The 20,705-nt window shown below is 73.8% G+C and carries 18 protein-coding genes and 1 pseudogene; 12 read left to right on the top strand and 7 right to left on the bottom strand.

Annotated elements, in window-relative coordinates; translation table 11 throughout:
• Window positions 1-200 precede the first annotated feature (200 nt).
• The 6 genes from HYE82_RS04835 (at window position 201) to metC (ending at window position 7,431) form a co-directional block, all read left to right on the top strand.
• Complete coding sequence (locus tag HYE82_RS04835; RefSeq protein ID WP_179172658.1) at window positions 201-1,367, top strand: ATP-grasp domain-containing protein; 1,167 nt, start codon at window positions 201-203, stop codon at window positions 1,365-1,367.
• Window positions 1,368-1,546: 179 nt separating this feature from the next.
• Complete coding sequence (locus HYE82_RS04830; protein WP_179172657.1) at window positions 1,547-2,743, top strand: radical SAM protein; 1,197 nt, start codon at window positions 1,547-1,549, stop codon at window positions 2,741-2,743.
• Between the two features lie 20 nt (window positions 2,744-2,763).
• The gene (locus HYE82_RS04825; RefSeq protein ID WP_179172656.1) at window positions 2,764-4,005 is read left to right on the top strand and encodes an acetyl-CoA carboxylase biotin carboxylase subunit family protein; all 1,242 of its coding nucleotides are present in this window, start codon (window positions 2,764-2,766) and stop codon (window positions 4,003-4,005) included.
• Complete coding sequence (locus HYE82_RS04820; RefSeq protein WP_256986924.1) at window positions 4,002-4,958, top strand: sulfurtransferase; 957 nt, start codon at window positions 4,002-4,004, stop codon at window positions 4,956-4,958. The genes HYE82_RS04825 and HYE82_RS04820 overlap by 4 nt, the downstream gene beginning before the upstream one ends.
• Window positions 4,955-6,232 (top strand): MFS transporter, encoded by a 1,278-nt coding sequence (locus HYE82_RS04815; RefSeq protein WP_179172655.1) that lies wholly within the window; start codon window positions 4,955-4,957, stop codon window positions 6,230-6,232. Before HYE82_RS04820 ends, HYE82_RS04815 begins: the two co-directional genes overlap by 4 nt.
• The gene (metC, locus tag HYE82_RS04810; protein WP_309144195.1) at window positions 6,229-7,431 is read left to right on the top strand and encodes a cystathionine beta-lyase; all 1,203 of its coding nucleotides are present in this window, start codon (window positions 6,229-6,231) and stop codon (window positions 7,429-7,431) included. The genes HYE82_RS04815 and metC overlap by 4 nt, the downstream gene beginning before the upstream one ends.
• A gap of 15 nt (window positions 7,432-7,446) precedes the next feature.
• Here the strand turns inward: metC and HYE82_RS04805 are convergent, their stop codons facing one another.
• Window positions 7,447-8,232 carry a tyrosine-protein phosphatase gene (locus HYE82_RS04805; protein WP_179172653.1) on the bottom strand — a complete coding sequence of 262 codons (786 nt, stop codon included), beginning with the start codon at window positions 8,230-8,232 and terminating at the stop codon, window positions 7,447-7,449.
• A gap of 76 nt (window positions 8,233-8,308) precedes the next feature.
• A complete protein-coding gene (locus tag HYE82_RS04800; RefSeq protein ID WP_179172652.1) occupies window positions 8,309-8,977 on the bottom strand; it encodes an O-methyltransferase in 669 nt (222 codons plus the stop codon).
• A 360-nt stretch (window positions 8,978-9,337) separates the two neighbouring features.
• On the opposite strand from HYE82_RS04800, the gene HYE82_RS04795 reads away from it, so the two are divergent.
• The gene (locus tag HYE82_RS04795) at window positions 9,338-10,420 is read left to right on the top strand and encodes a serine protease (protein WP_179172651.1); all 1,083 of its coding nucleotides are present in this window, start codon (window positions 9,338-9,340) and stop codon (window positions 10,418-10,420) included.
• A gap of 392 nt (window positions 10,421-10,812) precedes the next feature.
• Here HYE82_RS04795 and HYE82_RS04790 read toward each other — a convergent pair whose 3' ends face one another.
• Window positions 10,813-11,589: a DUF2182 domain-containing protein gene (locus HYE82_RS04790; RefSeq protein ID WP_179172686.1), complete on the bottom strand. Its 777-nt coding sequence runs from the start codon at window positions 11,587-11,589 to the stop codon at window positions 10,813-10,815.
• 219 nt (window positions 11,590-11,808) lie between these two features.
• On the opposite strand from HYE82_RS04790, the gene HYE82_RS04785 reads away from it, so the two are divergent.
• The 4 genes from HYE82_RS04785 to HYE82_RS04770 all read left to right on the top strand — a co-directional run bounded on the left by HYE82_RS04785 (window position 11,809) and on the right by HYE82_RS04770 (window position 15,593).
• The gene (locus tag HYE82_RS04785; RefSeq protein ID WP_179172650.1) at window positions 11,809-12,480 is read left to right on the top strand and encodes a DUF1326 domain-containing protein; all 672 of its coding nucleotides are present in this window, start codon (window positions 11,809-11,811) and stop codon (window positions 12,478-12,480) included.
• A gap of 314 nt (window positions 12,481-12,794) precedes the next feature.
• Window positions 12,795-14,066: a precorrin-6y C5,15-methyltransferase (decarboxylating) subunit CbiE gene (gene cbiE / locus HYE82_RS04780; RefSeq protein ID WP_179172649.1), complete on the top strand. Its 1,272-nt coding sequence runs from the start codon at window positions 12,795-12,797 to the stop codon at window positions 14,064-14,066.
• Entirely contained in the window at window positions 14,063-14,812 is a 750-nt protein-coding gene (cobM, locus tag HYE82_RS04775) for a precorrin-4 C(11)-methyltransferase (protein WP_179172648.1), read from the top strand. Before cbiE ends, cobM begins: the two co-directional genes overlap by 4 nt.
• Window positions 14,802-15,593, top strand: coding sequence for a cobalt-precorrin-6A reductase (locus tag HYE82_RS04770; RefSeq protein WP_179172647.1), 792 nt, complete (start codon window positions 14,802-14,804; stop codon window positions 15,591-15,593). Before cobM ends, HYE82_RS04770 begins: the two co-directional genes overlap by 11 nt.
• 187 nt (window positions 15,594-15,780) lie before the next feature.
• On the opposite strand, the gene HYE82_RS04765 is transcribed toward HYE82_RS04770, so the two are convergent.
• Window positions 15,781-16,560, bottom strand: coding sequence for a hypothetical protein (locus HYE82_RS04765; protein WP_179172646.1), 780 nt, complete (start codon window positions 16,558-16,560; stop codon window positions 15,781-15,783).
• Window positions 16,561-16,663: 103 nt separating this feature from the next.
• On the opposite strand from HYE82_RS04765, the pseudogene HYE82_RS04760 reads away from it, so the two are divergent.
• Window positions 16,664-16,843 (top strand): annotated as a pseudogene (locus HYE82_RS04760) (transposase); the annotation flags it as partial.
• 85 nt (window positions 16,844-16,928) lie between these two features.
• On the opposite strand, the gene HYE82_RS04755 reads toward HYE82_RS04760, so the two are convergent.
• From HYE82_RS04755 to HYE82_RS04745, 3 genes are read right to left on the bottom strand one after another with little or no spacing between them, the layout of a single operon-like run.
• Complete coding sequence (locus tag HYE82_RS04755; protein WP_179172645.1) at window positions 16,929-18,467, bottom strand: precorrin-2 C(20)-methyltransferase; 1,539 nt, start codon at window positions 18,465-18,467, stop codon at window positions 16,929-16,931.
• A complete protein-coding gene (locus HYE82_RS04750; RefSeq protein ID WP_179172644.1) occupies window positions 18,464-19,111 on the bottom strand; it encodes a precorrin-8X methylmutase in 648 nt (215 codons plus the stop codon). The genes HYE82_RS04755 and HYE82_RS04750 overlap by 4 nt, the downstream gene beginning before the upstream one ends.
• Window positions 19,108-20,646: a cobalamin biosynthesis protein CobG gene (locus HYE82_RS04745; protein WP_256986922.1), complete on the bottom strand. Its 1,539-nt coding sequence runs from the start codon at window positions 20,644-20,646 to the stop codon at window positions 19,108-19,110. The genes HYE82_RS04750 and HYE82_RS04745 overlap by 4 nt, the downstream gene beginning before the upstream one ends.
• Window positions 20,647-20,705: the final 59 nt, after the last annotated feature.

Genomic DNA, 20,705 nt, shown 5'->3' with positions numbered 1-20,705 from the left:
CCGGCCGCAGGTCAGACCCGGTTTCGGGGGCTTCCTGGCTTCGTTGGCTCGAACTGTTGACACCCGACGATCATGTTGCGATGTTGTGCCCGGCACGCCGGCCGAACAGATGGTCGGTGTCGGGGGACGGGGGAACAGCAGTGGGTGCAGTGGGGCTGGCAGGCAGACCACAGGAGATCGGTCCGGGGGACGCCGGGGGCATGACGACCCTGGTGGTCATCGGGGCCAACCCGACCGTGGCCCGCGCGGCCGCGACCCTGCCCGGCAGGGTGGTCCACGTACAGCTGCCCGGCGCGCCCGCACTCGCTCCCGGGGACCGGGTCCTCACCTGCGACTTCCTGGACCTGCCGGGCTTCCTCGCCTTCACCGACGAGGTCCTGCGCCCCCTCCGGCCCACGGCCGTCGTCTCCCTCACCGAACTCGGCCTGGAGCCGGCCGCGCTGGCCGCCCGCCGCCTCGGAGTCGCAGGCGTCGACCCGGACGTCGTACGGGCCACCCGGGACAAGCTCCGGATGCGGCAGCTCCTGGAACGCCGGGCCCCGCACCTGAACCCGGACTTCGCGGCCGGTGACGACGCGGAGTCGGTCGAGCGCCTGTTCGCCGCACACGGGCGGGCGGTGGCGAAGCCCGTCGACGGGGTCGGCAGCACGTCCGTCCTGCTCGTGGAGGGAATCGACGCACTCCCCGAGGACCGCCGCACGGCCGGGTACCTGCTCGAACAGTTCGCCGAGGGCCGTGAGTTCAGCGTCGAGGCGCTCTCGGCGGACGGCACCCACACCGTCGTCGGCATAGCCGAGAAGGGCACCACGGACGGGTTCGTCGAGGTCAGCCACATGATGCCGCCGCCTTCCCTGGACCCTCTGCAACAGGAAGCGGTCGCCCGGGCGGTTGGCGAACTGCTCGACGCGGTCGGCGTCACCGACGGCCCCAGCCACACCGAGGTCAAGGTCGACGGCGACAAGGTCGTCGTGATCGAGACTCACACCCGGCTCGGCGGCGACGGCATCGCCGACCTGGTCCACCTCACCACCGGAGTCGAATGGCGGCGCGCCGCCCTCGGCTGGGCGGTCGGCGCCGGCATCCGGCAGGGCGCCGCCGCGGCTCCCGCGGCAGCCACGGTCTTCCTCGTCGCCCCGCCGGGGCGGGTGACGGCCGTCGCGCCGACGCCCGAGCTCACCCACGCGGAGGTCCACGCCTGGGACCTCCCGGTCCGCCCCGGGGACGAGGTCCGCCCGCTGCGCTGCTCCTCGGACCGGCTCGGCATGGCCGTCCTGACCGCGGCCGACACCGACGCCTGCACAGCGGCGGTCGCCGAGTTGACCGCCCGCCAGATCATTACCACTGCCCCCGGCCCGGCAGCCGTCTGACAGCCACCGGGCCCCTGGCCACCCGCCACCGGGCGTCTGCCGGTCATTGCCGCAGGCCCGGAGTACTGCCGTAGCCGCACATCGCTCCGTTCTGCACGACCACACCACCTCACGGGGGACACATGTCTGCTCAGAACCATCCCATTTCTTACGATTTCCACGGCGATGCCCCGTTCTCGATGCCCTTCAAGGACATCAAGCCGGAGGACATCCACATCTACCTCGACCTCGACACCAAGGTCGGCAAGAACACCTGCGGCCAGAAGTGTTCGCACTGCTGGTTCGTCAACTACGAGAAGGTCTACGACAAGTCCTTCGCCATGGAGGAGGGTCCGCGCATCCTGGAGGGCCTCCAGTCGCACGGCTACCACGTCTATCCCCGCTACGTCGACAGCTTCGCCTACGACGGCGAGTTCATGCGGATCTACGGCCCGGCCAACAACCGCGAGTTCCGCCAGGAGTCCGATCACAAGCCGACCGAGACGATGGAGAAGGGCGACGCCTGGACCAGTGGCCGTCCGCTGCTCGCCGACAACTGGAGCGAACTCCTCGACCTGGCCGTCAAGAACGGCTACGGCACCATCTCCATCACCTACCACGGCGTGATCGACGAGAACCTCGAAGTCACCGACCACAAGACCTACCCCATCAAGGGCGTCTTCTCCGGCGCGGACACCGAGGAGGTGCTGCGCCGCATCGCCGAGTACAACAAGGGCGTGGACCCGCAGGACGCCTTCCGCGTCAACATCGGCGTGACCGTCGGCCGGCACAACCACGGCCGCACCTCCCTGGAGCGCTACGCCCACTACTTCAACAAGCTCGGCGTGGCCACCGTCCGGTTCAACAACTTCACCGACCACGGCGGCCGCCACCCCGAACTCCGCCTCTCCCGCGAGGAGATCGAGCAGGCCTACCGCGACTTCAAGTGGATCCACGAGACGATCCCGCTCGACTTCCAGCTCGGCGTCAGTGAGGACTTCGGCACCTTCGGCATCAAGGTCATGGGCTTCCCCGGCCACGTCGGCTGGTGCCGCGCCGGCCGACAGCTGTTCGCCGCCATCCCCGCACAGGAGGAGGTCCTCTCGGACGGCGCCGAGGGCCGCCGCGAGAAGATCGGCGACATCGTCGGCTGCGTCAACACCTTCGAACCCCACCTCGGCATCCTGGTCCGCACCGTCACCACCGGCGAGACGGGCACGACCACCACCTACGACGTGGAGTTCGACCACGACGAGATCGAGGCCTTCACCGCCAAGCGGCTCTCCGGCACCTACAAGGACGGCTGCTTCGCCACCGAACTCTCCGAGGAACTCGGGCTGATCTCCCGCGTGCCCGAGCGGCGCCGCCTGCCGCTCCTCGTCGACGCCCGTCCCTGACCCACAGGAAGATCGCCCCGATGCGCCACATCCTCGTCTTCGCCAAGACGCCGCACGCCAAGACACCGTACGACCGGTGGCTCGCCGGCACGGGAATCGTCCCGGTCATCGTGACCGCACACGAATACGCGGACGGCTACGCCCACCTCCCGCACGTGTACGCCTTCGCCGACTACGACACGAACCAGCTGGTCGAGAAGACCGCGCTGCGCCTGGCCCGCGAGTTCGCGGTCGAGGCGGTCTTCGCCCGCGCCGAAGCCGACGTCGTACGGGCCGCCCAGCTGCGCGAGCTGCTCGGGCTGCCCGGCCAGCACACGGCGAGCGCGCTCGCCTTCCGCGACAAGGTGGTCATGAAGGACCACCTCGCGGGCGGCCCCGTCGAGATACCCGCCTACCGCAAGCTCGACTCGGCCTACACCGCCGTCGAGTTCGTCGCCGAGCACGGCTACCCGGTGGTGGTCAAACCGGTGTCCGAGTCCGGTTCGCTGGGTACACGGGTCATCCGCGACGAGGCGGACCTGGATGCCTGTCTCGCCGCCCCGTGGCGGGGCAGCAGCGAGATCGAGGTCTTCATACCCGGCCAGATGTACCACGTGGACGGCCTCGTGCTCGGCGGCGAAGTGGCGTTCGTCCACCCCTTCCGCTACCTCAACGACTGTCTGTCCTTCCGGGACGACGACTGGGTGGCCAACCTCCCGCTCACCCCGCAGGACCCCCTGTACGACCGCCTCGTCAAGGCCGCGCAAGCGGTCCTCGCCGAGCTGCCGACACCCCCGCAGACCGCCTTCCACTCCGAATTCTGGATCACCCCGGACGACCGGCTGGTGTTCTGCGAGATCGCCAGCCGCACCGGCGGCGGCATGATCAGCTCCATGGTCCGGCACGCGTTCGGCATCGACCTCGACAAGGAATGGCTGTACGGCGAGTGCGGCCTCCCCCCGACCCTCGGCACCCCCTCCTACCGGCCGGCCGGAGCGCTGTGCATCCCCCCGCAGAGCGGTGTGCTGGAGCAGCTGCCGACCGGCGAAACAGGGGCCGAGCGCCCCGAGTGCATCCGCGAGGAGGCTCTGACCGGCGCTGCCGGCCGGGAGTACCACGGCGGGGTCAAGTCCGGTCTCTTCCTGGCCGGGTACGTGGTCGACGGCGACACCGAGGAGGAAGTCGCGGCCAACCTCGAACGAGTGGCCGGCTGGTTCTCCGACAACACCCGCTGGCGGCGGCTCTCGGCGCCCGCGCCCGCGCCCGCCGGAGGCACCGCATGAGCGCCATGACACCCGCCGACGCCGCTTCAGCCGACGCTGCTTCAGCCGGCGCCGGTTCCGGCGGTACCGCCTCCGCCGCCCTCCTCGGCCTCCACGGCCCGCTCGTCACGGCCGATCGGCTGGCCGCCCTCGCCGGGGAGGGCGTGGTCCTTTTCGACGCCTCCGTCGGCGCCCACCGCGGCGCCGCCCTCCGTCTCCCCGGCGCCCGGCCCTTCGACCTCGACGGGCCGCTGTCCGACCACACGTCGCCCCTGCCGCACACCATGCCCGGCCCTCGGGAGTTCACCGAGGCCGTGCGCGCCCTCGGCCTGCACGACACCGACACGGTCGTCGTCTACGACGCCCAGGGCATCTACTCAAGCGCCCGCGCGTGGTGGATGCTGCGCGCCATGGGCTTCGACCGGGCCGCGGTCCTCGACGGGGGCCTGCCCGCCTGGATCGCGGCCGGCCACCCGGTCGAACCGGTGCCGGCGGCGTACGACGGCCCGCCCGGCACCTTCACGGCCCGGCCCCGTCCGGGCCTGATCGCGGACTCCGGAACCGTCGCCGCCGCCCTCTCCGACCCCGCCGCCGCCGTCCTCGACGCCCGCACCAGGCAGAGGTACGCCGGCACCGCCCCCGAGCCGCGCCCGGGCCTGCGCGGCGGCCACATGCCCGGATCGGTCTCCCTGCCCTTCGGCGAGCTCCAGCGGGACGACGGCCTGATGCGGCCGCCGAACGAACTGCGCACGGCGTTCGAGACCGCGGCCGGCGACCGCGAGCAGCTGTACTTCAGCTGCGGCTCCGGGGTCACCGCCTGCGTCCTCGCGCTCGGAGCCACCCTGGCCGGCTACCGCGACCTGGCCGTGTACGACGGCTCCTGGAGCGAATGGGGCCTTCCCTCGGACCGGCCGGTGGCCACCGGCCTCCCCTCCGGCCCGTCCGCGGCCACCGGGGGGAGCAGCGCACCGTGACCCAGCCACGCCGGGGCGCCGGGGCCGCCGCCGCAGCAGCCGCGAAATGGCGCACCTTCGCCGAGCTGCCCGCCGGTCTCAAGTCCCTGATCGGCCTGTCCTTCGTCGTCGCCCTCGGCAGCTACATGGTGACCCCCTTCATGGGGGTGCTGCTGGTCCGGGCCGTCGGCCTGGACATCCGGGTCGCCGGGATCCTGGTGGCCGCGGCCACCTTCATCCAGTTCGGCGGCAGCATCCTGGGCGGCACGGTCGTGAACCGGCTCGGACTCAAGCGGACCATGGTGCTCGCGCTGACCCTGCGCACGGCCGGTCTGGTCCTGCTCGGCCTGGCCGTCCGCCTGCCCTGGGCCGCGTACCCGGCCGTCGTGCTCGTCGCGGCCGGACCGGCGCTGTACCTCCCGGCGAACAAGGCGTACATCGTCACCAGCGTCTCCGACGAGCTGCGCCCGCTCTTCCTCGGGGTCAGCAGCGCCGCCCTCAACGCCGGCATGGGCCTCGGCCCGCTGCTCGCCGCCGTGCTGGTCGGCGCCGACCCGGTCCTGCTCCTCACCGGCCTCGCCGTGTTCTTCGCGCTGATCACCGCCGCGCACCAGGCCGCCCTCACACCCGTCGAAACCCGCCCGGCCGACACCCCCGCAGCCTCCGGGGGCGTGGCCCCCGGAGGAAAGCGGGCGGTCCTGCGCGGCGCCCTCCGTCCCGTCCTGTTCACGGCCCTCGCCTTCTACCTCTACTTCTTCTTCCAGAGCTTCATCGGCCTGTACGCGGCCGAGGCGTCCGGCATCCAGGTCCTCGGCTGGGTGATGCTGCTCAACTGCGCCATGGTGGTGCTGCTCCAGCCGGCCCTCGCCGACCGCATCGCGCGCGCCTCCTACCGCCTCCTCGTGGTCGGGTCGTTCGTGCTGATGGCCCTCGGCACCGGGGCCATGGCCCTCGGCAGCATCCCGGCCCTGCTGGCCGGGACCGCGCTCTTCACCCTCGGCGAGATCTTCCTCTTCCTGCGCTGCGACCTGGAACTCGTCGACCGGATCCCCGGCAACCCCGCCTTCGCGTTCGGGATCCAGCGGCTGACCGCCGGCATCGGCGGGCTCTTCGCCGGCGTCGTCGGCGGCTTCGTCTTCGCCCACTACGAGGCCTCCGGCCACCCTGACGCGTTCTGGTCGGTGGTGGCGGCGCAATGCGCGGGCGCGGCCCTCCTCGCCCTGCTGCTGGGCGGCCGCCCACGGCCCGACACCGCCTCCCGGCCTCCCCTGCCCGCATCGGCGGCGGCCCGGTGAACGATCCCACGAACTCACCGGAGACCCGCTTCGTGCACGCCGGCTCCGATCCGGCCCGGCAGGGCGGCTACGTCAACCCGCCCGTGTACCGCGCCTCCACCGCTCTCTACCGGGACACGGCCGAGATGGCGGCCTCGCAGGCAGACCCCCTCAAGCGGGGCACCCCGGTCTACGGCCGCTTCGGCACCCCCACCGGCCGTGCCTTCGAGCAGGCGCTGACCGAGCTGGAGGGCGGACACGCGTCGGTGCTGACCTGCTCCGGCCTGTCGGCGATCACCACGGCGATCCTCGCGTACGTCCGGGCCGGGGACCACATCCTCGTCAGCGACTCCGTCTACCTGCCGACCCGGAAGTTCTGCGACTCGCTCGCCGCGCTGGGAGTGGAGACCGAGTACTACGATCCACGCGCGGGCGGTGCCGCGATCGAGGACCTGATCCGCCCCCGTACCAGGCTGCTCTACCTGGAGTCCCCGGGCTCGACCACTTTCGAGGTGCAGGACGTCCCGGCCCTCACCACCGCGTGCCGGGCCCGGGGAGTGACCACCATCGCCGACAACACCTGGGCCACGCCCGCCTTCTTCCGGCCGATGGCGCTCGGCGGCGGCGCCGACGCGGGCGTGGACGTCGTCGTGCACTCCGCGACGAAGTACCTGACGGGGCACGCCGACAGCATCCTCGGCGCGATCGTCTGCTCGCAGGAGAGCTATCCGACCGTCCGGGCCGCCGCCATCCGGCTCGGCCAGTGTGCCGGAGCGGACGACGCCTACCTGGGCCTGCGCGGGCTGCGCACCCTGGGCGTACGCATGGCCAGGCACCACGAGCAGGGACTGGAACTCGCCCGCTGGACCGCCGGGCAGGAGGGTGTGGCGGCCGTCCTGCACCCCGGCCTCCCGGGGGACCCGGGCCATGCACTGTGGCGCCGCGACTTCACCGGCGCAGCCGGCCTGTTCGGGGTGGAACTCCACCCCGACTTCGGCAGGGCCGCCGTCGACGCGATGCTCGACCGCCTCCGCCTCTTCGGCCTCGGCCACAGCTACGGCGGTTACGAGAGCCTCGTCGTCCCCGCCGACCCGGTCTCCCACCGCCTCCCGGGCACCTGGGCGGGCCGGGGCCCCCTGATCCGCGTCCACGTCGGTTTCGAATCCCTGACCGACCTCAAAGAAGACCTGTCGGCTGCGTTCGAAGCGCTCCGCTGCTGAACGGCGGCGGATCGCTCAGGTCAGGAACCGGGATCGCAGGCGGTTCTGCGTGGCGTGCGTGATGCCCACGCGGTCGGTGAGGTAGCCGGTCGGCGAGCCGTAGCGCGCCGACAGGTCGGCGAGGACCAGGGACAGGACGACCGCCGGCGCACGCCCGTACGACGGCCAGCGCATGGTGCGGTCCGGGTTGGCGGCGTGCCAGTCGGCCAGGAGCCGCTCGGTGGCCAGTTCGGTCAGGGCGAAGTCGGCGAGGACGTCCTCCTCGGACACCCCGAGGAGAGTGAGGAGGAGGGCGGCGACGAGTCCCGTGCGGTCCTTGCCGGAGGTGCAGTGGAAGACCGCCGGGCCCGGCCCGGTGGCGATCAGCTCGATCACCTGCCGGATCTCCTCGACCCCGTCCTCGGCGACCTCCGCGAACCGGTCGGCCAGGTACCGCCAGGGGTCTGTGTCGGGGTCGATGGCGGCCTGGTCGTACGGGCGGTGCTCGATGCTGAGGTTGGCGTAGGTGAAACGGCCCGGCTCGGGGGTGGGGACGCGGCCCTTGGCCTCGATCTCCCAGGGGTAGCGCAGGTCGATGACCGTGCGTACGTCCAGGGCGAGGAAGCGGTCCCAATCGGCTTCCCCGATCTGGAGCTTGCCCAGCGAGTCGGCGCGGTAGAGCGCGCCCCAGGCGACCGTACGGCCGTCGGCACCGCGGTAGCCGCCCAGGTCTCGGAAGTTGTGCAGGCGGTCGAAGGTGATGTGGCGGCGGCGTCGGGGCGACGCCGGGCGGGGCGGCTGCTGGGTCAACTGTGGCTCCATGGTCGGGTGTTGTCATGACCAAGGATGCCCCTGCGGCGGGTCGGTTCGGGGGGGTCGGGTTCCGGGTTGGGCCGGGTCAGCGTTTGCGGGCGAGGGTGAGGCCGTCCGCGATGGTGAGGAGGACGGACTCGACCCGGGTGTCGGCGCGCACGTGGGCGTTGAACTCCCGGATCGCCAGGGCGTTTCCGGTGGCGTCGGGACGGGCGGCGTCGCCGCCGTACAGGACGTTGTCGGCGAGGAGCAGCCCGCCGGGCCGCATCCGCGGCACGAGCTCGTCCCAGTAGGCGCGGTAGCCGCCCTTGTCGGCGTCGAGGAAGGCGAGGTCGATCTCGGCCTCGTAGGGGAGCGCGGCGAGGGTGTCCGCGGCCGGGCCGAGCCGCAGGTCGATGCGGTCGGTGACGCCGGCGGCCTGCCAGGCCTCCCGGGCGATCGCCGTCCACTCCTCCGAGATGTCGCAGGTCACCACGCGCCCGCCGGGGGAGAGGCCCTCGGCGAGGGCGAGGGTGGAGTAGCCGGTGAAGGTGCCCACCTCGACGACGCGGCGGGCGCCGGTGATCCGGGTGATGAGGGTGAGGAAGCGGGCCTGCTCGTGAGGGACCTGCATGACCGCGATGTCGCCGAGCTCGCGCGTGCGGGCGGTGAGCGACTGCTGGACGGGCGTCGGCGGTTCGGTCTGCGCGAGCAGGTACGCGTACACCTCCGGGGTGATCGGCACCGTCTTCGCCGAGCCGGGGGTCCTGTCCATGGCCTCTGCCCCTTCGTGCGAGGACGGGGCCCTGCGCCGCCGTCCGGGGTGGTCAACGACCCCGCTCGGCTGCGGAAACGGCCGGGCTCGGCGGCGCTCTCCGGGTCAGCGGCCGCGCCCGTGGTTCCGGGGGAGTCGGATCCCCGGGGAAGGAAGACCTTCAGGGAGCGGCGGCGGGGAGCACCGAGGGCGCGCGGTGGGGCACGGCGAGGGCGCGGGTGCGGTGCCGGACGGCAGGACGGGAGTCGGCCGGATGGTTGTGAGGACGACCACATGCCCGTGGGGAACTCCCGCCGCGACCGCCTCCGTCGAACAGGGGGCGGGAAAAGGGAATCGGGGCAGGCGGCGGCGGGAGTCCACATGGTCACCACAGGGCGCAGGCGGGGCAGCAGGCGGGGCATCGGTCGCCGGCTGCTCCTCGTCGGGTGCTGCGCGGTGCTGGCGGGTGTCGCCGCGTACGCGTGGCAGCTGCGGGGCATCGTGGCGAACTCGGCGGCCGGCGACCGGGTCCGCGGAACGTACCTGCAGGACCCGGAGACCGCCGACCGCACGGCATCGGCCGTGCTGGACGGGATCGTACGGGAGGCGGAGGCCGATCCGGGGCTGCGCGCGCGGCAGGCCGCCCCGCGGCGCAACACGAACTGGCGGGCGGGGGGATGGCGGCCCTCCGACCCGCTCGTGGCACGGCCCGCCGCCGGCGAGCCGACGGTCGGGGCGCTGTTCTCCCCCGGCAGCGACGGCGACCCCGAGCACCACTGCTCGGGCGTCGTGGTCCACTCCCCGGCCGGCGACCTGGTCGCCACGGCCGCGCACTGCGTGTACCGGGCCGCCCTGGGTTTCCGCACCAACCTCGCCTTCGTGCCCGGCTACCGGGACGGGCAGGCCCCGTACGGGGTGTGGGTACCCACCCGGATCGACGTGGACCCGCGCTGGACCGAGGACCAGGATCCCGACTACGACGTGGCCTTCCTCCGGCTGCGCAGGCCGGGGCGGCCGGGCGAGGAGCTGGAGGACGTGACGGGGGCGGAGACGCTCCGGTTCGACGCCGAACTGCCCGCGCCGGCACGGCTCGTGGGCTTCCCGAACACCGCCGAGCAGTCGCTGGAGTGCTTCAACACCGCCCGTGCCGAGGGGCCCACGCAGCTGCGGCTGGATTGCGCGGACGTACCCAACGGCACGAGCGGCGGTCCTGTGCTGACCGACGGGCACGCCCTGATCGGGGTGATCGGCGGCCGTGACGGGGGCGGGGACGAGAAGACCTCGTACAGCAGCCGGTTCGGAGAGGGTGTGCGCGCGCTGTACGAGCGGGCCATCATGGGCCCGGCGAATCCGGGCCGCCGACAGGCCGCCCCACCGCCGGGCCAGGGGCAGGGGCCGGGGCAAGGGCCGGTCCAGGGTGCTGCGCCCGCCCAGGGGCCGGGGCAGGCCCCGGCCCGTCGTTGATCCGCCTTCCCGCCGGGGTGCGGCCGACGGGGGCAGCTGCCGTCGTGGGGTGTCCGGCGGTTCATGCGCCGGACGTCTCCGCCGCGGCCGACCCGCGCGGCGCACCCGCAACCGGGGGCCGGGGCCGGATTCGTCGCGGCGGAGGTGGGGTACCGCGTTCGGCGCGGCCGGAGCGGCCTCGGCGGCGGGGCATCACACGGCTCCTCCCGTCCGGGCCGGGCGGCCGGGCACACCCGCCGTGCCATCGGCTGTTGGGTGGTTGTCCGGATGGTCGTCGTCCATGGTGCCGAGTGTCCATGGCCGACACGGGCCGGTTCAGGTCTGGTCCGGGGCGCTCTGGCGCAACCCGGGGGCGGACGGAGTCACGGACGGCCTGCGGGGCAGCCGTACGGCTACGGCACCACGACTGCCGCCGGGCCCGGCGGCAGCATGTCCATGTGCTCCATGTCCGGCACGGGCTGCTGCGGGGGTTCCAGTCCGGGCAGGAGCCAGGGGTGGAACGGGGCCAGGGCGGCGAGGGCGAGGAAGACGGCGCCGACCGCGAGGGAGAACAGCGGGCCGAGCCGCCACAGCTTCTCGACGAAGACGACCACGGCCAGGGCGGCCATCGCCAGGACGTTCATGACGCCCAGCGGGATCAGGACGATCATCAGGCCCCAGCAGCAGCCGACGCAGTAGAGGCCGTGGTGGAGCCCGACGCGGAGGTCCCGGGCCCAGGGGTGGAAGCCGGCGTACCGCACGAGGTGTGCCAGGGGGCTGCGGCAGTGCTGCAGGCAGACGTCCTTCAGCGGGCCGATCTGCTGGAGCCCGGCCAGCAGGAACGCGCCGGCCCCGATCCAGCGGCCGGCGTCGGGGTGGTCCTCCACCGCGGTGCCGGCGAGCGCGAGGATCCCGTACGTGAGCAGCCCGAAGGCCGTCCAGGCCAGCAGGTAGCCGCAGACGAACTGTGTCAGCCGTGCCGCGCGGGCCGCGCCGGCCGACGCGCGGCCGATGGACCGGGCCCAGGTGACCGCCACCGGCGCCACGGACGGGAACATCATGGCGATCATCATGATCACCCACAGCAGCAGGAACAGCGGCAGGTCCATGCCCATGGTGCCCGGCGCGACGCCCATGCCCCGGGCCTGGTCGAGTACGAGGGCCCAGGCGAGCAGCGCGAGCGCGGCCATCAGGGACCAGGCGAGCGCGAGTTCCCGCGCCGGCAGGAGGTTCGCCGGTCTCAGGGGTGGCCGGAGGGCACTGCGGTCGAGGCGGCGCACACGTACAGGACAGCACAGGGGGCGTTCCGGCGCGCGGTGCGACCCGGCCCGCCCCGATGGCCCGCGGTCGGGTGGAGGGGGGAGAATCGGGGTGGAGGGCTGTGCTCACGGTCACGAGGAGGCGGCGCGATGTCCGCGGAAACGGTGACGGTCCCGAAATGGCGTGCAGTGGGCGACTGGTTCGACACGTGCAGGTGCCATGTGCCCTGTCCGTGCACGTTCGCGCAGCTGCCGACGTACGGCGCCTGCGACGGCGTCCTGGCCTGGCACATCCGTGAGGGGCGGTACGGGGACGTGCCCCTGGACGGCCTCAACGTGCTGATGCTGGCTTCCTTCGTCGGCAACGTGTGGGCCAAGCACTCCGAGGCGTATGCGGCGGTGTTCTTCGACGAGCGGGCCGACGAGCCCCAGCGCGAGGCGCTCCGGATGATCTTCAGTGGGCAGGCCGGCGGGTGGCCCGCCCGGCTGGGCGAGACGCTCGGCGCGGAGATGCGGGGCATGGACTTCGCGCCCATCGAGATGGAGGTCGCCGAGGACCTCAGCGCCTGGTGGGCGGCCGTTCCGGGCCGGGTCGAGGCCCGCGGCGAAGCGCTCACCGGGCCCACCACCCCGGAGGGCGCGCGCGTCCAGTCGACGAACATGCCGGGCTGCGAGACGGGGCCGGGGCAGGTGGTGACCTGGGGCCGGGCGACTGCCAACCGCGCCGACGCCTTCGGCTTCGAGTGGAGCAGGCCCGGCCAGTCCAGCAAGTACATCCCGTTCGACTGGGCGGGGCCGGACGAGGTCGGGCAGGCCGCGTGAATCCGGTTCGCACGGTTCTCCGAGGCGGTCCACAGCCGCCGGGCGGCGTCGCCGTCCGGGGTCGGCTTCGCCCGCCGGGAGCGGACCGGCGCCCCGCGCCGGCCGAACCGCGGACCGAAGGAGTCGTCGGGCCGGACACCGGGCGCGGTGGCCGCTACCCCGGGTTGCTCACGGCACGTCGGCCTCGTCGCTGCCCTCGCGACGGCGAGTTACCGCGGGTAGCCCGGCCGTTGCGCGGGGGTGGACCAGGGGCCGGGCCTCCCGGCCAGTAGGCTGCGGGTCCGTCCGTCCCCTACGCCCCGAGGTACCGCTCCGTGAGCCCCGCACCGCCGCCCCCCATACCCGTCACGGTCGTCGGCGTCGGCGCCGACGGCTGGGCCGGGCTCACCGCCGCCGCGCGCTCCGCCCTCGCCTCGGCCGAGGTGCTGATCGGCGGGCCGCGGCAACTGGACCTGCTGCCCGGCGCGGACTGCCGCGGCGAGCGGGTGGCCTGGCCGAGCCCGCTGCGGCCGGCGGTGCCGAAACTGATGGCGGAGCACGCCGGGCGCCGGGTCGCCGTGCTCGCCAGCGGCGACCCCATGTTCTACGGGATCGGGCGCGCACTGTCGGAGGAACTCGGGCCCGGGGCCCTGCTGGTCCACCCGCACCCGTCCTCGGTGTCGTACGCCTGCGCCCGCCTGGGCTGGCCGGTGGAGGAGACCGAGGTCGTCACGGTGGTGGGCCGTCCGGTGGCCCGGCTCGCGGCCGCCCTGTACGAGGGACGGCGGGTGCTGGTGCTCAGCGCCGGAGCGGCGACCCCGAACGAGATCGCCGCTCTCCTGTGCGAGCAGGGCTTCGGCCCGAGCCGGATGCGGGTGCTGGAGCAGCTCGGCTCCGAGCGCGAGGACGCGTACGAGGGCCGCGCCGACAGCTGGGACCGCGCACCCGGCGACCCCCTGAACGTGGTGGCCGTCGACTGCCGCCGCGACCCGGCCGCGCCCGGCCCGCGCCTCGGCGCGACCCCGGGCCTGCCCGACACCGCGTACGAGCACGACGGCCAGCTGACCAAGCGCCACGTGCGGGCCGCGACGCTGTGCGCCCTCGCCCCGGCCCCCGGCGAACTGCTGTGGGACATCGGCGGCGGCTCCGGCTCCATCGGCATCGAGTGGATGCGCACGCACCCCTCCTGCCGGGCGGTGGCGGTGGAACGCGTCCCGGAGCGGGCGGCCCGCATCACCCGCAACGCGGCCGCGCTCGGTGTTCCCGGCCTGCGGGTGGTCACCGGCTCCGCCCCCGCGGCGCTGGCCGGACTCCCCTCCCCCGAGGCCGTGTTCATCGGCGGCGGCCTGACCGCCCCCGGCCTGCTGGACGCCGCCTGGGAAGCCCTGGCCCCCGGCGGCCGACTGGTGGTCAACACCGTCACCCTCGAATCGGAGGCGGTCCTGACCGAGCGGTACCGGCGGCACGGCGGCGACCTGGTGAAACTGGCCGTCGCCCACGCGGTGCCGGTCGGCGGCTTCACCGGCTGGCGGCAGGCGATGCCGGTAACCCAGTGGTCCGTCACCAAGCAAGCCCTGCCCGCGAACGAAAAGGACCCCCAGACATGACCGTGTACTTCATCGGTGCGGGCCCCGGCGCCGCCGACCTGATCACGGTGCGCGGTGCCCGGACCCTGGCCGCCGCCCCGGTCTGCCTGTACGCGGGCAGCCTCGTCCCGCGCGAGCTGCTGGCGGAGTGCCCGCCCGGCGCCCGCCTCGTCGACACCTCGCAGCTGAACCTCGACGAGATCGTCGCCGAGTGCGTACGGGCCCACGAGGCGGGCCGGGACGTGGCGCGGCTCCACTCGGGCGACCCGTCCATCTTCAGCGCGGTCGCCGAGCAGATGCGGCGGCTCGACGCGGCCGGCATTCCGTACGAGGTGGTGCCGGGCGTGCCCGCGTTCGCCGCGGCGGCGGCCTCGCTGAAGCGGGAGCTGACCGTCCCCACCGTCGGCCAGACCGTGATCCTGACCCGTATCGCCCAGCAGGCCACCCCGATGCCCCCCGGCGAGGACCTGGCCACCCTGGGCCGCAGCGGCGCCCTCCTCGTGCTGCACCTGGCCACGCGCTACGTGGACCGGGTCGTCGGCGAACTGCTGCCGCACTACGGGGCCGACTGCCCCGTGGCAGTGGTGGCGATGGCCAGCCGCCCCGACGAGCTGATCCTGCGCGGCACGCTGGCCGACATCGCCGACCAGGTGAAGGAGGCGGGCCTGGTCCGCACGGCGGTCATCGTGGTGGGCCGCACCCTCGGCGCCGAGCAGTTCCGCGACAGCCACCTGTACTCCCCCGAGCGCGACCGGCATGTCTGCTGAACCGCACGCCGGGCCGCACGTCCTCATCCTGGGCGGCACCACGGAGGCCCGCCGTCTCGCGGAAACCCTGGCAGCCCCCGAACCCGCCCCGCCCACACCTCCGTTCCGGGTGACGAGCTCACTGGCCGGGCGGGTCGCCGCACCCGTACTCCCGCCGGGCGAGGTCCGCATCGGCGGGTTCGGCGGGCCGGAGGGCCTCGCGGCCTGGATCGCCACCCACCGGGTCACCCACCTGGTGGACGCCACCCACCCGTTCGCGGAGCGGATGAGCTTCAACGCGGCCCGTGCTGCGGCGCTTTCGGGGGTCCCGCTGCTGGCTCTGCGCCGCCCCGGCTGGACCCCGGGCCCCGGCGACGACTGGACCTTCGCACCGGACCTCGACGGGGCGGCGGCCCTCCTCCCCCGCCTCGGCGCCGCCCGGGTCTTCCTCACCACCGGCCGTACCGGACTGCACGCCTTCGCGCACCTGACCCGTCCGTGGTTCCTCGTGCGCTCCGTGGACCCCCCGGCCGGTCCGGTGCCGCCGCGCCTCGAAGTACTGCTGGCCCGCGGCCCGTTCACCCTCGGCGACGAGCGCGAACTCCTCTCCCGGCACCGGATCGACCTCCTGGTCACCAAGGACAGCGGCGGCTCCGCCACCGCCCCCAAGCTGGCCGCGGCCCGCGCGGCCGGCGTCCCCGTCCTCGTCGTCCGCCGCCCTCCGGTCCCCGAGGGCGTCCCGGAAGCCGGCACCGCAGCGGCCGCGGCGGCCTGGCTGCACGAGCACGCGGCGCGCACCTGAGGCCTCCGGCGCGGCGGTGAGGCCGCCGCCCACCGGCCTCCGCCGGCCGCCGAACCACGAGGAGCGCGTAGCGGTCCCGGGCGCACCACTGCCTCGTGGCGGATGCCGGACCGCGGTAGAGGCCGTCTCATGTGGCGAGTCGGCGGTGGCAGATGAGGGTGCAGGCGGCGATGCCGGTCGCACCCGCTCAGCCGGCCGAAGTGTTCCGTGTCGCCTCGCGTGCCTCGGTGAGGGCTCGCTGCCTGAGGTTGCCGCCGAACAACTGAATCGTGGTGGCGGCCAGGATGTCATCCGTGCCGATGGTCCGCCTGTCCCCCGTGCGGGCGGACCAGGCTCGTAGGGAATCCTTGAGGAACGGGGTCGGGGCCGTTTCGCCCGGCATCACTGGGGTGACCGTACCGAAACGTTTGACCCCGCCCTCGCGGACGACCATGGCCGCGTCCCGGGCGAGGTCCGTCAGGAACACGCTCGCGATTCCGTCCAGGTCGCGGACCATCGCCGGGACGGCCGCCGCCCCCTGGCTCCGCAGCAGCTTCTTGACCCCGGCCTCGAACCTGTGGGCGCCGGCCACAGCACTCGGCTTGCGTGACCTGCTGCGCTGACGAGAAGGCACGATGACGCCCTCGGCGTCGTACAGGACACCGGTCAGGCCTCGAAACGTCGGGCTGTGGTCGTACCACTTCTCCCCCACCTCGAGCTCGACGTTCCGGTCGATCGCCGAAAGCAGGTCCCTGGGAATCAGCTTCTTCCGGGCCTCCTTCGCCGCCGCTCCCCTCGCGCCGTCGATGATCTCCGTCAGCACTGTCCGCGTCACCGACGCGGCGGCCCACGCGGCCGACCGAGAGACGTGCATCGGGGTCACGTCCCTGAACACCGCTTTGACGAGAGAAGGCTTGAACGGCGAGACATCCATGAACGAGGCGGTCTCGGGACCGCTGCGCTCAGGGCGTGCGGGCTGTGCGGTCATAGGAGGAGACGCTCCCTGCTGTCGGAGTTGGACGGATCGAAGATCCACTTGATCACGGAGCGGACCGGTCTGCCCTCTCCGTCGGAATCTCGGGCGCGAACGCCGCAGAGGCATCGAGTCCTCGCAGCGACCGGGCCGCCCTCGCTGGACCATCGAACGCACCATGGCCTGGCTCGCCGGCTGCCGCCGGCTCCACCGCCGCTACGAACGCAAGGCCGAACACTTCCTGGCCTTCACCAGCATTGCCTGCACCCTCATCTGCTATCGCAGACTCGCCACATGAGATGACGTCTTACAGGCCGGCCCGCCCCGGAAGGACGACGGGCGGCCGGGAAGCCCCGGAAACCCATCGCCCCCGCCCCGCCCCCTCAGCCGTACCGGCGGGGGGTCCAGGTGACGGACGAGCCGTCCGGGCGCTCCGTGACCTGCGTCTGCGAGGAGCCGATGAGCAGGAGCGTGCGCATGTCGACCTCGGAGGGCTCCAGCGTGCCGAGCGTGACGATGCGGACGGACTGCTCCGGTCCGCCCACGTCGCGGGCGACGACCACCGGGGTCCGTGCCGGGCGCAGCCCCAGCAGCAGCTCGCGAGCCTTGGCGACCTGCCAGTTCCGGCTGCGCGAGCCCGGGTTGTACAGGGCGAGGACCAGGTCGGCCGCGGCGGCCGCGCGCAGCCGCTCCTCGATGACCTCCCACGGCTTGAGCCGGTCGGACAGGGAGATGGTGGCGTAGTCGTGGCCGAGCGGGGCGCCGGCCGCGGCGGCCGCCGCGTTGGCCGCGGTCACGCCCGGCAGGACCCGTACGGGCACGTCCTTGTACTCGGGCTGCGCGGCGACCTCCAACACAGCAGTGGCCATGGCGAAGACGCCCGGGTCGCCACCGGAGACCACGGCGACCCGCTTGCCGCGCCGGGCCAGGTCGAGGGCGAACTCGGCGCGCTCCGACTCGACCTTGTTGTCGGAGCCGTGCCGGATCTGCCCCGGCCTGGCGGGGACGCGGTCCAGGTACGTGGTGTAGCCGATCAGGACCTCGGCGTCGGACAGCGCCCGGCGCGTCTCGGGGGTGAGCCACAGCGGCCCGGCCGGCCCGGTGCCGACGACGCAGACCCCGCCGGGCCCGGACGGCACGCTGCCGGGATTGCCGACCCGGCTGGGCACGACGGCGACGGCGAAGTAGGGGACGGTGTCCGGATCGGTCTCCGCGAGGACGCCGGTCCGCTCCCCCTCCATCGTGGCGCGCTCGACGTAGCGGGCCTCGGCGAGGCGGCCGCTGCCCTCCATCGCGCGGCGCACGGCCGGGAAGGTGCGTCCCAGCTTCATGACGACCGCGGAATCGGTGGCGGCCAGGCGGGCGGTGAGCTCCTCCTCGGGCAGGGTGCCGGGGAGGATGGTGAGCACCTCCTCGCCCTCCACGAGCGGGGTGCCCAGGCGGGCGGCCGCGGCACTGACCGAGGTCACGCCGGGGATGACCTCGGCCTCGTAGCGGTCGGCGAGCCGCTTGTGCATGTGCATGTACGAGCCGTAGAAGAGCGGGTCGCCCTCGGCGAGGACCGCGACGGTCCGGCCGGCGTCCAGGTGCGCGGCCAGGCGGGCGGCGGAGGCCTCGTAGAACTCCTCCATCGCACCCTGGTAGCCACCGGGGTGGTCGGTGGTCTCGGTGGTGACCGGGTAGACCAGCGGCTCCTCGATGTGGTCCGCGCGCAGGTGGCGGGCGGCGATGGAGCGGGCGATGGAACGGCCGTGGCGGGCGCTGTGGTAGGCGACGACATCGGCCTCGCCGATCACCTCGACGGCCCGCAGGGTCATCAACGACGGGTCACCGGGGCCGAGCCCCACCCCGTACAGACGGCCCTTGGCGCCGACGCCGGCGCTGCCGGTGCTGATGGTGCTGGTGCTGGCGCTGCTGCTCATTCTTCCTCACTCGCGATCGCGTTGAGGGCGGCGGCCGCGATGGCGCTGCCCCCGCGCCGGCCGCGGACGATGAGGTGGTCGAGGCCCGAGGGGTGGGCGGCCAGGGCGTCCTTGGACTCGGCGGCGCCGATGAAGCCGACGGGCACGCCGATGACGGCGGCGGGGCGCGGGGCACCCTCCTCGATCATCTCCAGCAGCCGGAACAGGGCGGTCGGCGCATTGCCGACGGCGATCACGGAGCCCTCCAGCAGGCCGCGGTCGCGCCACACTTCGAGGGCGGCGGCGCTGCGGGTGGTGCCCATGCGCTGTGCGAGAGCGGGCACGGACGGGTCGGAGAGGGTGCAGACCACCTCGTTGTCGGCGGGCAGCCGCTTGCGGGTGACGCCGCTGGCGACCATCTGTACGTCACAGAGGACGGGCGCCCCGGCGTGCAGGGCGGCGCGGGCGCGCAGGACGACGTCCGGCGTGTAGCCGAGGTCCCGGGGCAGGTCGGTCATTCCGCAGGCGTGAATCATGCGTACCGCGACCTGCGCGACGGAGGCGGGCAGCCCGGAGAGGTCCGCCTCGGCGCGGATCGTGGCAAAGGACTGGCGGTAGATCTCCGCGCCGTCCTTCTCGTACTCGAACACTGTGTACTCGCTCATTTCTTCGCTGCGTCGTCGTGGGAGGTGGTGCGGCGTGCGGACGCGAGGGCCGCGGCCAGGTGGTCGGAAGTCTCGATGCCGCGGTGCGGTGGGCTGCCGCCGGGGACGGTGAGGTCGTAGCCGGCCGGGGTGGCGACGACGTCGACCCAGGCGGTGCCGCGGGGGTGACCGCAGCGGCGGTCGCAGCCGGACCAGTGCACGGGCAGCGGTCCGGTCGCGCGGGCGGCGACGGCCCGCGCGTCGGCGCGGACGTCGGCCAGGGACCTGGCGCAACCGGGCTGCCCGGTACAGGCGGTGACGGAACGCCAGGGGTCGTCGGGGGCGGTGACGAGCCCGGCCTCGGCGAGCGCGGCCAGGGCCTGCGGTGCCCGGTCGGCGGGCACGCCGGGCACGACGATCCCGCGCCAGGGCGTGAGCCGCATCCGGCCGGTCAGCCCGGCCAGCAGCCGCCACTGAGCGGTGGTCAGCCGCCCGAGGGGAGCGAGCACACTGAGTGCGACGGCCGCGCCGGGCCCGGCGACGATCCCGGGCTCGGGGCCCGGCCCGTCCGGGCGGGTCTCGGGGGGGCCGTCCGGGCCTTGCCCATGTTCCTGTTCCCCCGGGTTCCGCCGGCCCTCCGGTGCGGCAGCGGTGCAGGCCGCGGCCACGGCGGTGGCCGGGATGCCGGCGGCTTCCAGGCGGGCCGCCAACCCGGCGGCGGTCAGGGCGTGTTCGGCGGGCAGTTCGACAGCCCGCCAGGCGCGCGTACCGGCGGCGCGGACCGCGTCGAGGAAGTAGCGGGCAGCGGCCAGCGCGGCACGCGGCACGTCCTCCGCGGCCACGCGTACGGCCGAGGCGGTCGCAGCCGGAGCGGTCGCAGCCGGGGCCGTCACAGCCAAGGTGGTCGCAGCCGGAGCGGTCGCAGCCGGGGCCGTCACAGCCAAGGTGGTCGCAGCCGAGGCGGTCGCAGCCGGGGCCGTCACAGCCAAGGTGGTCGCAGCCGAGGCGGTGGCGACGTACACGAGGGCGTGTTCGGCGTCGCGGGCGACGACGGTGACATCCGCGTCCAGCGAGGCCACGTCGCCGCGGCCGTCGTCGAGGGCGAACAGGAAACGGCCGGACAGGGCGGCCGCTTGGGCCTCGGCGCAGAGCAGCCGGTCCAGCTCGGCCACCCACGGGGCCACGTCCGGCAGCGCCGGCAGGTCCAGGCCGGTCAGCGGCGAGGCGACGATGTTGCGGACCCGCTCGTGGGTGGGCGCGGGCAGCAGCCCGGCCCGGTCCAGTACCGCGGCCAGTTCGCCGCCGCAGCTCGCGCCGAGCCCGCGGAGCTGGGCGTTGCCGCGCGAGGTGAGGTCGATGTGCCCGTCGCCCAGCCGGTCGGCGGCGTCGGCGAGCAGCAGGGCCGCGTCCCCGCCGAGCATCCCGCCGGGGATCCGCACCCGGGCCAGGTACCCGTCGTCGGCCGCGTGGAGGCGCAGTGCGCCGGGGCAGGCGTCACCGCGCTCCCGTATGACGGGTTCGTCCCGTGCTGCAGGGGCGGAGGGGGGTGTGGGCATGGCGGCGAGCATACCCACGAATCCCGGCCCCCGACCTGTGGCCGTCACCACCCCCGACC

Origin of the sequence: Streptomyces sp. BR123 (genome assembly GCF_013401435.1) — a bacterium.
Classification (GTDB): domain Bacteria; phylum Actinomycetota; class Actinomycetes; order Streptomycetales; family Streptomycetaceae; genus Streptomyces.
This window is presented reverse-complemented; position numbering and strand designations above follow the sequence as displayed.